14 protein-coding genes are annotated in these 11,501 nt (G+C 63.6%); 10 read left to right on the plus strand and 4 right to left on the minus strand.

Features of this window, described 5'->3' with window-relative positions; all coding sequences use genetic code 11:
• Positions 1-271, plus strand: a 271-nt coding sequence (locus VL598_RS06170; RefSeq protein ID WP_325325816.1) for a hypothetical protein, incomplete at its 5' end; no start/stop codon positions are given.
• Positions 272-457: 186 nt separating this feature from the next.
• On the opposite strand, the gene VL598_RS06175 is transcribed toward VL598_RS06170, so the two are convergent.
• From VL598_RS06175 to VL598_RS06185, 3 genes are all read right to left on the minus strand, one after another.
• The gene (locus tag VL598_RS06175; RefSeq protein WP_325325817.1) at positions 458-1,432 is read right to left on the minus strand and encodes a quinone oxidoreductase; all 975 of its coding nucleotides are present in this window, start codon (positions 1,430-1,432) and stop codon (positions 458-460) included.
• A gap of 59 nt (positions 1,433-1,491) precedes the next feature.
• On the minus strand, positions 1,492-1,881 hold the full coding sequence (locus VL598_RS06180) for a methylglyoxal synthase (protein WP_325325829.1): 390 nt from the start codon (positions 1,879-1,881) through the stop codon (positions 1,492-1,494).
• A 71-nt stretch (positions 1,882-1,952) separates the two neighbouring features.
• Entirely contained in the window at positions 1,953-2,732 is a 780-nt protein-coding gene (locus VL598_RS06185; protein ID WP_325325818.1) for an SDR family oxidoreductase, read from the minus strand.
• Between the two features lie 182 nt (positions 2,733-2,914).
• Here VL598_RS06185 and upp point away from each other — a divergent pair, with 182 nt between their 5' ends.
• From upp to rng, 9 genes are all read left to right on the plus strand, one after another.
• Positions 2,915-3,565 carry a uracil phosphoribosyltransferase gene (gene upp / locus VL598_RS06190; RefSeq protein WP_325325819.1) on the plus strand — a complete coding sequence of 217 codons (651 nt, stop codon included), beginning with the start codon at positions 2,915-2,917 and terminating at the stop codon, positions 3,563-3,565.
• 315 nt (positions 3,566-3,880) lie between these two features.
• Complete coding sequence (locus VL598_RS06195; protein ID WP_325325820.1) at positions 3,881-4,609, plus strand: YebC/PmpR family DNA-binding transcriptional regulator; 729 nt, start codon at positions 3,881-3,883, stop codon at positions 4,607-4,609.
• A gap of 123 nt (positions 4,610-4,732) precedes the next feature.
• Positions 4,733-6,007 carry a phosphoribosylamine--glycine ligase gene (purD, locus tag VL598_RS06200; RefSeq protein ID WP_325325821.1) on the plus strand — a complete coding sequence of 425 codons (1,275 nt, stop codon included), beginning with the start codon at positions 4,733-4,735 and terminating at the stop codon, positions 6,005-6,007.
• Between the two features lie 11 nt (positions 6,008-6,018).
• On the plus strand, positions 6,019-6,951 hold the full coding sequence (gene hemF, locus VL598_RS06205) for an oxygen-dependent coproporphyrinogen oxidase (protein ID WP_325325822.1): 933 nt from the start codon (positions 6,019-6,021) through the stop codon (positions 6,949-6,951).
• Between the two features lie 71 nt (positions 6,952-7,022).
• Positions 7,023-7,724, plus strand: a complete 702-nt coding sequence (locus tag VL598_RS06210; protein WP_325325823.1) for a nicotinate-nucleotide adenylyltransferase — start codon at positions 7,023-7,025, stop codon at positions 7,722-7,724.
• A gap of 2 nt (positions 7,725-7,726) precedes the next feature.
• Positions 7,727-8,218 (plus strand): ribosome silencing factor, encoded by a 492-nt coding sequence (rsfS, locus tag VL598_RS06215; RefSeq protein ID WP_325325824.1) that lies wholly within the window; start codon positions 7,727-7,729, stop codon positions 8,216-8,218.
• Positions 8,219-8,324: 106 nt separating this feature from the next.
• A complete protein-coding gene (gene rlmH / locus VL598_RS06220) occupies positions 8,325-8,795 on the plus strand; it encodes a 23S rRNA (pseudouridine(1915)-N(3))-methyltransferase RlmH (protein WP_325325825.1) in 471 nt (156 codons plus the stop codon).
• 53 nt (positions 8,796-8,848) lie between these two features.
• Positions 8,849-9,484, plus strand: coding sequence for a Maf family protein (locus VL598_RS06225; protein ID WP_325325826.1), 636 nt, complete (start codon positions 8,849-8,851; stop codon positions 9,482-9,484).
• 33 nt (positions 9,485-9,517) lie between these two features.
• Positions 9,518-10,981, plus strand: a complete 1,464-nt coding sequence (rng, locus tag VL598_RS06230; protein WP_325325827.1) for a ribonuclease G — start codon at positions 9,518-9,520, stop codon at positions 10,979-10,981.
• 334 nt (positions 10,982-11,315) lie between these two features.
• Here the strand turns inward: rng and VL598_RS06235 are convergent.
• Positions 11,316-11,501 (minus strand): hypothetical protein (locus VL598_RS06235; RefSeq protein WP_325325828.1); only part of this gene is annotated, 186 nt, incomplete at its 5' end.

Consider the following 11,501-nt stretch of genomic DNA (forward strand, 5'->3'; position numbering starts at 1 on the left):
CGCCGGCCCGCTCGGCAATCTGGCCCATATGACGCGCCCGGTGTCGATCAGATTCGGCAACTCGCCGCGCGGCCGCAGAGTCTACGTGGACTCAGTTCTGCCGCCCAACGCGACGGCAGGCGCGCAAGCCAGTGCCAGAGCAGCAAAACTGGCAGCCAGCTTGGCACCGCTTACCGAGAACGAACAAGCGCGTCTGCATGGTGAGCTTCCCGATACGGCTAGCCTTGAGCCCGACCACTCGCACGCAACGGGAGAAGGCGCACGCGCTTGACGAGGTCCGCGTCGTTCATTCGTGCGGTCTTCCGCTGGGAATGGCCGGTGTGCTCCCCGTGAATTGACGCGCACGGAACACACCGGCGTACGGAACCAGCCGCACGACGAAGGTCACGATTTGCTGCGTCAAGCTCCCACTTGACAATGCGGCGCTGCTCGGCGCAAGCCCATTGCCTTCGCTTTCTCAGGGAACAAGAACTGTCGACCCGGTCGTCTTGCGCCCTTCCAGCGCGCGATGGGCCTCGGCAGCATCCTTTAGCGCATAGCGCTGCCTGATGTTCGTCTCGACCTTGCCCGAGGCAATGACGTCGAAGAGCTCGGCTGCCATCGAATCGAGCCACTCTCGCTTGGCGATATAGCTGAAAAGCGTCGGCCGCGTGAAGTACAACGACCCGCGGTTCGAGAGTTCCGACGCGTCGATCGGCGGCAGCGGCCCCGACGAGCTGCCGAAGCAGACAAAATAACCGAGGGGCGCCAGGCAGTCGAGCGAGCCCTTCCAGGTGTCCTTGCCAATCGAATCGTAGACGACTTGCACGCCCGAGCCGTGGGTAATCTCTTTCACGCGCTCAACGAAGCTTTCGCGCGAATAAATGATCGGGTGGTCGCAGCCATGCGCCTTCGCCAAGTCAGCTTTCTCATCAGAGCCGACCGTTCCGATCACTGTGGCGCCAAGCGCCTTCGCCCACTGGCAAACAAGGAGGCCGACGCCGCCCGCCGCCGCATGGATCAGGATCGTGTCGCCCGGCTGCACCCGATAGGTGCGGCGCACCAGGTACTGCGCCGTAAGACCTTTGAGCATCGCCGAGGCCGCATCCTCGAACGAGATCGCATCGGGCAGCTTGACGAGCGCGTCCGCCGGGAGCACGCGCTCCTCCGCGTAGGCACCGGGTGGTCGAGCAACATAGGCAACACGATCGCCCGCCTTGAAACTCGTCACCCCCGGGCCCGTCGCGGTGACGACGCCGGCCGCCTCCATCCCAAGCCCTGCCGGCAACGGCATTGGGTAATGGCCTGTGCGGAAATAGACATCGATGTAGTTGAGGCCGACTGCCTCATGCTTGACGCGGACCTGGCCTGCGCCGGGCTCGCCCACTTCGACGTCGACCCACTGCATCACTTCCGGTCCGCCGACTTGCTCAATTCGAATTGCCTTGGCCATCGTGTTCTCCTTCGTGGGGTTCAGGGGTATCCATGCGTCGCGGTTGGATCGTCGACGAGTCAAGCGTCTCCATTCATTCGCCGGGCAAGCGCATCGAGAATCATGCGCGCCGTCGAGACATTCGTCGCGCACGGCACGTTGTGAACGTCACACGCACGCACGAGCGCATTGATATCGGGCTCGTGCGGCTGCGGCGTCATCGGATCGCGCAGGAAGACGACAATGTCGACCTCGCCTTGAGCCAGCCGCGCGCCAATCTGCAAGTCGCCACCGTAGGGCCCGGAAAGCGTACGCTCGACCGTGAGCCCGTGCGCATCGGCGATGCGGCCACCTGTCGTACCCGTCGCGACAAGCGTGCAACGACGCAACAACTCGACATACTCACCCGCGAGGGCGACGATATCGTTTTTCTTGTGATCGTGCGCGATCAACGCGACGCAGGGCGTCATATCGTTGCTCCTGTTCAAGCCGTGGCTCCTTTGCAATCAGTCAGTGTTTCGGCATCCCGCTCGGTGTGCGGTCAGAACGTTCCGGGATACGCACCGCCGTCGATGAGCCAATTCTGGCCCGTGATATAGCCCGCATGCGCGCTGCACAGGAACGCGCACGCCTTGCCGAACTCCGCCGAGTCCCCAAAGCGGCCGGCGGGAATGCTCGACATGCGCTTGGCACGCGCTTCCTCGACGCCGATGCCTTTCGCTTGCGCCTGAGCGGCAAACGTCGCGCTCACCCGGTCGGTATCGAACACGCCCGGCAGCAGGTTGTTGATCGTCACGTTGTGCGCAGCCACCTTGCGCGCCACGCCGGCGACGAACCCCGTCAGCCCCGAGCGTGCGCCGTTCGAGAGCGCAAGCACGTCGATCGGTGCTTTGACTGCCGAGCTTGTGATGTTGACGATGCGCCCGAAGCCACGCGCGATCATGCCGTCGAGAGTCGCCTGGATCAGTGCGATCGGGGTGAGCATGTTGGCTTCGAGCGCGCGAATCCAGTCGTCGTGCGTGAACTGGCGAAAGTCCCCCGGCGGCGGGCCGCCCGCGTTGTTGACGAGGATGTCCGGCGCCGGGCACGCGGCAAGCGCTGCTTCGCGGCCAGCGGGTGTCGTGATGTCACAGGCGAGCGTGCGGACCTTGACCCCGGTCTTCGCGCGAATCTCGGCCGCAGTCGCCTCGAGCGTCTCGGCAGTGCGGGCCACAATGACGAGTTCGACACCTTCGGCTGCGAGCGCCTCGGCGCATCCCCGCCCAAGCCCCTTGCTCGCGGCGCATACGAGCGCCGTCTTGCCTGCAATGCCCATATCCATGACTTGATCTCCTGACGTTGCAAAATCGAGTAATCAAGCTCGCGATTTTAGAAGATTCGAGGCCTTTACTGCCTCCACCACCTTGCACTCCCTCGAGATGCGGGATTTCCCGAAAGGCGTCGTTCGCCACATTTTCTTTCGGTACACTTACGAACACCACCCGAGCCTCTCGTCCCGCCCTCATGAAACAGGACAGCCGCTTTCCCAATCTCTTCATCCTCGATCACCCGCTGATTCAGCACAAGCTCTCGCACATGCGCGACAAGGGGACGTCGACACGCACGTTTCGCGATCTGCTGCGCGAACTGACGCTGCTGATGGGTTATGAGATCACGCGCAACCTGCCAATCACAACGAAGCGGGTCGCCACACCGCTCGTCGAGATCGACGCACCGGTTATCGCAGGCAAAAAGCTTACCATCGTACCGATACTGCGAGCGGGCGTCGGCATGTCGGATGGACTCCTCGAGCTGATCCCGTCAGCGCGCGTCGGCCATATCGGCATCTACCGCGACGAGGCCCACCGCCCCGTCGAATACCTCGTGCGATTACCCGACGTCGACGACCGCACATTCATTGTCTGCGACCCGATGGTCGCGACAGGCCATTCGGCCGCGTACGCTGTCGACATCCTCAAGCGCCGTGGCGTGCCCGGCGAGCGCCTTCAGTTTCTCGCCCTCGTGGCGGCCCCGGAAGGCGTAGACGTGTTCCAGCGCACGCACCCGGACGTGAAGCTCTTCGTCGCCGCGCTCGACTCGCACCTGAACGAGCATGCCTACATCGTGCCGGGGCTCGGCGATGCGGGCGATCGGCTCTTCGGCACAAAGAACTGATGAACGTGTTGGCGTTTCGCCCGATCATGAGCCAACGACACCGCGCGGGTGGGATGCGTATGCGCGTGCGGCCATCGTGGCGACGCGCCGCATGCCACCGCGTGCAATCCGGGCCGGCGGCGCGCGGGCGGCGTGGTAAAATCCTTGTCTGCTTTTCGAGCGGCGCGCTTAGCATTGGTCGCTCAGTTCAGTTCACGCAAAGCGCCGCGCCGCTCGACATGGCGACCGATCCAAGGGTTCGCCGATTCGATTTGCAGATCCGCACCGAAGAACGCATGATGCGTGCGCACGTCGCGCGCGCGACGGAGAAAGGGTATGGCTGGTCACTCGAAATGGGCCAACATCAAGCATAAGAAAGCGGCAGCTGACGCCAAACGCGGCAAGGTCTGGACACGCCTCATCAAGGAAATCCAGGTCGCAGCACGCATGGGCGGCGGCGATATCGATTCCAACCCGCGATTGCGGCTGGCCATCGAAAAGGCGACCGACGCCAACATGCCGAAGGACAACATCAACCGTGCGATCCAGCGCGGCGTCGGCGGAGTCGATGGCGCCAGCTACGAGGAAATCCGCTACGAAGGCTACGGCATCAACGGCGCGGCCATCATCGTCGACACGATGACGGACAACCGTACCCGCACGGTAGCGGAAGTGCGGCACGCGTTTTCGAAGTTCGGCGGCAACATGGGCACCGACGGATCGGTGTCGTTCCTCTTCGATCACGTCGGGCAATTCCTCTTCGCGCCGGGCACGCCCGAAGATAAGCTGATGGACGCGGCGCTCGAAGCCGGCGCGAACGACGTCGTCACGAACGATGACGGCAGCATCGAGGTGTTGTGCTCGCCGCACGATTTTTCGAAGGTCAAGGCAGCGCTCGAGACGGCCAGCTTCAAGGCCGAGCTGGCCGAAGTCACGATGAAGCCGCAAACGGAAGTGGAGTTTGCCGGCGAAGATGCCGTGAAGATGCAAAAGCTGCTCGACGCGCTCGAAAACCTCGACGATGTCCAAGAGGTGTTTACAAACGCGACGATCATCGAGGATTGATTCTGCGCGGCGCGTTTTCGGCGCGTATCGAGCGAAGGACGCGCCTGCGCCTCGCGCTCTGAATCGAGCATTCACGGCCGGCCTAACCGCCGGCCGCCCTTTTAGTTTTTCGGGATGTTGGATATGAAATTACTCGTCGTCGGTTCCGGCGGTCGCGAACATGCACTTGCCTGGAAGCTTGCGCAATCGCCGCGCGTGCAGATGGTCTATGTCGCGCCCGGCAACGGCGGCACGGCGCAGGATGATCGTTTGTGCAACCTCGCCATCACCGATCTCGAGGCGCTGGCCGACTTCGCTGAAAAAGAGCAGATCGCCTTAACACTGGTTGGGCCGGAAGCCCCGCTTGCAGCTGGCATCGTCAACCTCTTCCGCCAGCGCGGCCTCAAGATTTTCGGGCCCACACGGGAAGCGGCTCAGCTCGAGAGTTCGAAGGATTTCGCCAAGGCGTTCATGAAGCGCCATAGCATCCCGACGGCCGAGTACGAGACATTCTCCGACGCTGCCGCTGCACACGCCTATATCGACGGCAAGGGCGCGCCGATCGTCATCAAGGCCGACGGGCTGGCGGCTGGCAAGGGCGTCGTTGTGGCACAGACGCTCGATGAAGCCCATGCCGCCGTCGACATGATGCTCGCTGACAACAAGCTCGGCGACGCAGGCGCGCGCGTCGTCATCGAGGAGTTCCTCGCCGGCGAAGAGGCGAGCTTCATCGTCATGGTGGACGGCAAGCACGTGCTGCCGCTCGCTTCGAGCCAGGACCACAAGCGGCTCCTCGACGGCGACGCCGGCCCGAACACGGGCGGCATGGGTGCCTACTCGCCCGCGCCCATCGTGACGCCTCAGCTGCATGCACGCGTCATGCGCGAGATCATCCTGCCGACCGTGCGCGGCATGGAAAAGGAAGGCATCCGCTACACGGGCTTTCTCTACGCGGGGCTCATGATCGATGCCGAAGGCAACCCGAAGACGCTCGAGTTCAACTGCCGCATGGGTGACCCGGAGACGCAGCCGATCATGGCGCGGCTGAAGGGCGACTTTTCGAAGGTGCTGGAGCAGGCCATCGCGGGTACCCTGGACACCGTGGAGCTGGCCTGGGACCGTCGCACGGCGCTCGGCGTCGTGCTGGCGGCGCACAGCTACCCGGACACACCGCGCAAGGGCGACCGCATTACCGGCATTCCCGCTGAGACGGACGATGCGATGACGTTCCACGCAGGCACCACGCTCGTCGACGGCAAGCTCGTCACCTCGGGCGGCCGGGTGCTGTGCGTCGTGGGGCTGCATGACGCGGTGCGAGGCGCGCAATCGGCTGCCTATGAAGCGATCAACCAGATTTCGTTCGACGGCATGCAGTATCGTCGTGACATCGGCCATCGCGCATTGAACCGCAAGCATTGATGAGCTCGCAGATGACGGACGTTACCCCAAGTTTCGACGCCGCGCCGGTACGGGCCTATCTGCAGGGTCTGCAAACCCGCATCGCCGAAGCGATCGGCGCGCTCGACGGCAAGCCGTTCGTCGCCGATACGTGGACTCGCCCGCTTGGCGAGCGGCTGCGCGGCGGCGGTGTGACGACGATTCTCGAAGACGGCGCATTGATCGAGCGCGGCGGGATCGGCTTTTCCGACGTGTCGGGCGACGCCCTGCCGCCGTCGGCGAGCGCCGCGCGCCCGCAGCTCGCGGGGCGTGGCTTCGAGGCGATGGGCGTTTCGCTCGTCATGCATCCGCGCAATCCCCATTGCCCAACGGTGCACATGAACGTTCGGCTGCTCGCCGCGACGAAGGCGGGCGAGCCGCCCGTCTTCTGGTTCGGCGGCGGCATGGACCTGACACCGAGCTACGGCTACGAGGAAGACGCGCGTCATTTCCACCGCGTCTGCCGCGACGCACTTGCACCGTTTGGCATCGAGCTCTATCCGCGTTTCAAGCACGGGTGCGACGAGTACTTCTTTCTCAAGCATCGCAACGAGATGCGTGGCGTAGGCGGGATCTTCTTCGACGACTTCGACGAGCTCGGCTTTGCTCGCTCGTTCGAGATGATGCAAAGCGTCGGCGACGCCTTCCTCGAAGCCTATGTGCCGATCCTGGAAAAGCGGCGCGCAACGCCTTACGGCGAGCATGAGCGGGCATTCCAAGCCTACCGGCGCGGGCGCTATGTGGAGTTCAACCTCGTCTTCGATCGCGGCACGCTGTTCGGGCTGCAAAGCGGAGGGCGTACGGAATCGATTCTGCTGTCGATGCCGCCCGTCGCCCATTGGCGCTACGACTGGCAGCCGGAACCTGGCACGCCTGAAGCGCGCTTGACGAGCGAATTCTTGAAGCCGCGCGACTGGCTCGAATAAAGGACCACGCTCTGAACTCGTCGCCCTCGTCCCGTTCCGGCCCGGTTTCCGGTGCCGTCCGTCCGGGCGTCGTGCACGCCGGGCTACCCGCCCTGCCGCGGCGCGTCGGGCTGCTCGGCGGCACGTTCGATCCGATTCATCGGGGGCATCTCGCACTGGCACAGCGATTCGCGCATTTGCTGCAACTGACGGAGCTTGTGCTCCTGCCGGCCGGACAGCCGTGGCAAAAGGCGGACATATCCGACGCGGGACACCGGCTTGCCATGACGCAAGCGGCGGCGGCCTCGCTCGAATTGCCCGGCGTGACCGTGACGGTCGCTACCGATGAAATCGAGCACGCCGGCCCCACTTACACCGTCGAGACGCTAGCGCGCTGGCGCGCGCGCGAAGGCGCAGGGGCGTCGCTGGCACTCTTGATCGGCGCGGACCAACTCTTGCGGCTCGAGACTTGGCGCGATTGGCGGCGTCTTTTTGAGTTCGCGCATGTGTGCGCGGCGACGCGTCCCGGCTTCGACATCGCCGCGGCGCCGCCTGCGCTCGCAAGTGAGCTCGCGGCGCGCAGGGCCAGCGCTGAAGTGCTGCGGGCAACACCGAGCGGCCATGTGCTCGTCGACGAGACGCTGGCGTTCGATATTTCAGCTACTGACATCCGCGCCGCCGTGCGCGAGCGGCTCGAAGAAACGAGCACCGCCGCGCAGGGACCGGCGGCCCCCGAGACGATTCCGGAGGCCGTCTGGCGCTATATTCTTAAACATCAGCTGTATCACCGGTAATTATGGACATTCGCAAACTGCAACGCGCGATCGTAGACGGTCTTGAAGACGTGAAGGCGCAAGACATCCGTGTCTTCAACACCAGCCATTTGACTGAGCTTTTCGATCGCGTCATCGTCGCGAGCGGCACCTCCAACCGGCAGACCAAGGCGCTCGCTTCAAGCGTGCGCGAAAAGGTGAAGGAAGCCGGCGGCGAGATCATCAGCACCGAAGGCGAAGACATCGGCGAATGGGTGCTCGTGGATTGTGGCGATGCAATCGTCCACATCCTGCAACCGGCTTTGCGGCAGTACTACAACCTCGAGGAGATCTGGGGCGACAAGCCCGTGCGGGTCAAGCTGACGAACACGAGCGCGTTTGGCGGCGCACGCGCGAGCGAGCCGCTCGACGCGGACGAGGACGAGGAAGAGCAAGATGACGGCAGCGGGGCTGCCGCCCGCGCCTCGAAGCCCGCACGCAAGACTGCCGCGAAACGGCGCACCCAGAACAGCTGAATTTCGCGCTTCAGGCAGAATTCGCCAGCGCGGTGCCGCACCGGGTCGGAGCGCCGCTAAACCGAATGGCGACGCTCCGATACGAAGCGCACCCGAAACGCCCGACATGAAACTGCATATTCTGGCCGTCGGCCACAAGATGCCGGACTGGATCTCGGCCGGCTTCGACGAGTACGCGAAGCGGATGCCGCCCGAGTTGCGCATCGAATTGCGCGAAATCAAGCCGGAGCCGCGCGCGGCCGGGCGAACCGCGCAAAGCGTAATGGCAGCCGAGCGACAGCGCATCGAGGCCGCGCTGCCGAAGGGCGCGCGCGTTGTCGCATTGGACGAGCGCGGCCGCGACTGGACGACGATGCAGCTTGCGGACGCCCTGCCCAGCTGGCAGCAAGATGGGCGCGACGTCGCATTTGTGATTGGCGGCGCGGACGGGTTGGACCCTCAGGTGAAAGCGCGCGCGGAACTGCTGCTGCGCGTTTCGAGTCTCACGCTGCCGCATGGCATGGTGCGGGTGCTGCTGGCCGAGCAGCTTTACCGCGCCTGGAGCATCACGCAGAATCATCCATATCATCGCGTCTGACGCGCCGCAGCCTCGTGCGGCGCATGCGGGCGCAACACGAGAACGACAGACCGATGCTTTCGACAACGCCATCCGCTTCCCCTTTTCCGTTCGTCTATCTCGCTTCGCAAAGCCCGCGCCGCCAAGCGCTGCTCGCTCAGCTCGGCGTGCGGTTCGAGCTCTTGCTGCCGCGTCCGGATGAGGACGCCGAAGCGCTTGAGGCCGAGCGCGACGGTGAGCCGGCCGAAGCGTACGTACTGCGGGTAACGGTTGCCAAAGCTGAAGCGGCGCACGCGCGACGCGTGGCGGGCGGGCATGCGCTGGCCCCGATTCTTGTCGCCGATACGACGGTAACGGTCGACGGCGCCATTCTCGGAAAGCCGATTGACATCGAGCACGCGCTCGCCATGCTCGAGCGGCTCGCCGGCCGTGAGCATGAAGTCCTCACGGCACTGGCGGTCGTTGACGGCGAAGGCCGGCTGTTGCCACCTGCGCTGTCGCGTTCGACCGTGCGCTTTGTCGCCGCACCGCGCGACACGCTCATGCGCTATGCGACGAGCGGCGAGCCGCTTGGCAAAGCCGGCGCATATGGTATCCAGGGTCGCGCTGCCGAATTCATTGAACGTATCGAGGGATCCTATTCGGGTATTATGGGTCTGCCCCTTTTTGAGGCAGCCGAGCTGTTGCGCACGGCGCGCGTCGAATTCTAGGGTGTTCCACCGAAGGCGTTTCAAAATTCAGAGATGAACGAAGAGATCCTCATCAATGTGGCACCGCAGGAAACACGCGTCGCGATGATCCAGCAAGGCGCCGTGCAGGAACTGCATATCGAGCGGACCCTAGCGCGCGGCCGAGTCGGGAACGTCTATCTCGGGAAGGTCGTTCGCGTGTTACCCGGTATGCAATCGGCTTTCGTCGACATCGGCCTCGAGCGGGCCGCGTTCCTCCACGTGGCTGACATCTGGCATCCGCGCATTGCGGGCGAGCATGCGCCGCCGACGCAACCGATCGAAAGGACGGTGTTCGAAGGGCAGACGCTGACCGTTCAGGTCATCAAGGACCCGATCGGCACGAAAGGCGCGCGGCTTTCGACGCAGGTGAGCATCGCGGGGCGAACGCTCGTCTATTTGCCGCAGGAGCCGCACATCGGCATTTCGCAAAAGATCGAGGATGAAGCCGAGCGCGAGGCCATCCGCGCACGCCTGACGGCCGTCTTGCCGGCTGATGAAAAAGGTGGCTACATCGTTCGCACGATTGCCGAAGATGCGACGAGCGAGGAGCTCGCAGCCGACGTCGCCTATCTGCGCAAGACGTGGGCGACAATCGTCGCGCAGGCGCAGCGCCTGCCGCCCACGAGCCTGCTCTATCAGGATCTGAACCTTGCGCAACGTGTGCTGCGCGATTTCGTGTCCGAAGAAACGACGCGCATTCAAGTCGACTCGCGCGAGACGCACCAGATGCTCGCCAATTTCGCAGCGGAGTTCACGCCGACCGTCAGCGCGAAACTGCATCACTACATCGGCGAGCGCCCGCTGTTCGATCTCTACAATATCGAGACGGAGCTTCAGCGCGCACTGTCGCGCCGCGTCGATCTGAAATCCGGTGGCTACCTGATGATCGATCAGACGGAGGCGATGACGACGATCGACGTCAACACGGGCGGCTACGTCGGTGCGCGCAACTTCGACGACACGATCTTCAAGACCAACCTGGAAGCCGCGCACATGATTGCGCGGCAACTGCGGCTGCGCAATCTCGGCGGCATCATCATCCTCGACTTCATCGACATGGAGAACCTCGAGCATCGCGATGCTGTGCTCGGTGAACTGAAAAAGGCGCTCGCACGCGACCGCACCCGTTCAACGGTCAACGGGTTCTCACAGCTCGGCCTCGTCGAGATGACGCGCAAGCGCACACGCGAGTCGCTCGCACACGTGTTGTGCGAGCCCTGCCCTGTCTGCCAAGGCAAGGGCCAGGTCAAGACCGCGCGCACCATCTGCTATGACGTGCTGCGCGAAATTCTGCGCGAATCGCGCCAGTTCAACCCGCGCGAATTTCGCGTGGTGGCGGCTCAACAAGTGATCGATCTTTTGCTGGACGAGGAATCGCAACACCTCGCGATGCTGATCGATTTCATCGGCAAGCCGGTGTCACTGCAGGTGGAGTCGAATTTGAGTCAGGAGCAGTACGACATTGTGTTGATGTAGCTCAACGAGGCTCTGAAAAAAGATCGCGGGACTGACATGAAAGCGCCGGGACAATTCAGCGATCTGGCGCGCGTTCAGTTCTCGCTTGCCATTAAGTATCTCCGAAACAAAGCCTTGGCTTCCGATCTCTGGCAGAGGGCGTCGTGAGCCTCAGGGTGTCTTTCGCAGAACGCTCGCAGGGATTTGTCGGGGATCAGTCGCACGAATACATGCCATCTCAATTCGAGATAGCAGGCAAACACCTGGCTTTGCGGAGTAACCCCGCATAACGCGACACACCACGCACGCGGGCCACATTCGCGCACACGCCGGTGCACGGCGGGCGATGCCACCGTCACTGCGCGTCGAGCAGGTTTTCAATCCGAATGGGCAACTGCCTCAACCGCTTGCCCGTCGCATGAAAAATGGCATTGGCGATGGCGGGCGCCGCGCCCACCAACGCGACCTCGCCTATCCCCTTTGCACCGAGCACATTGACGTGAGGATCGTGCTCGTCGACAAAGTGCACTTCGATGTTTCC

Origin of the sequence: Trinickia sp. (assembly GCF_035492435.1) — a bacterium.
GTDB lineage: Bacteria > Pseudomonadota > Gammaproteobacteria > Burkholderiales > Burkholderiaceae > Trinickia.

Coding starts and splice junctions, on each gene's coding strand:
- VL598_RS06175 (WP_325325817.1), bottom strand. CDS start 1,432: ATGGCCAAGGCAATTCGAATTGAGCAAGTCGGCGGACCGGAAGTGATG.
- VL598_RS06180 (WP_325325829.1), bottom strand. CDS start 1,881: ATGACGCCCTGCGTCGCGTTGATCGCGCACGATCACAAGAAAAACGAT.
- VL598_RS06185 (WP_325325818.1), bottom strand. CDS start 2,732: ATGGATATGGGCATTGCAGGCAAGACGGCGCTCGTATGCGCCGCGAGC.
- upp (WP_325325819.1), top strand. CDS start 2,915: ATGAAACAGGACAGCCGCTTTCCCAATCTCTTCATCCTCGATCACCCG.
- VL598_RS06195 (WP_325325820.1), top strand. CDS start 3,881: ATGGCTGGTCACTCGAAATGGGCCAACATCAAGCATAAGAAAGCGGCA.
- purD (WP_325325821.1), top strand. CDS start 4,733: ATGAAATTACTCGTCGTCGGTTCCGGCGGTCGCGAACATGCACTTGCC.
- hemF (WP_325325822.1), top strand. CDS start 6,019: ATGACGGACGTTACCCCAAGTTTCGACGCCGCGCCGGTACGGGCCTAT.
- rsfS (WP_325325824.1), top strand. CDS start 7,727: ATGGACATTCGCAAACTGCAACGCGCGATCGTAGACGGTCTTGAAGAC.
- rlmH (WP_325325825.1), top strand. CDS start 8,325: ATGAAACTGCATATTCTGGCCGTCGGCCACAAGATGCCGGACTGGATC.
- VL598_RS06225 (WP_325325826.1), top strand. CDS start 8,849: ATGCTTTCGACAACGCCATCCGCTTCCCCTTTTCCGTTCGTCTATCTC.
- rng (WP_325325827.1), top strand. CDS start 9,518: ATGAACGAAGAGATCCTCATCAATGTGGCACCGCAGGAAACACGCGTC.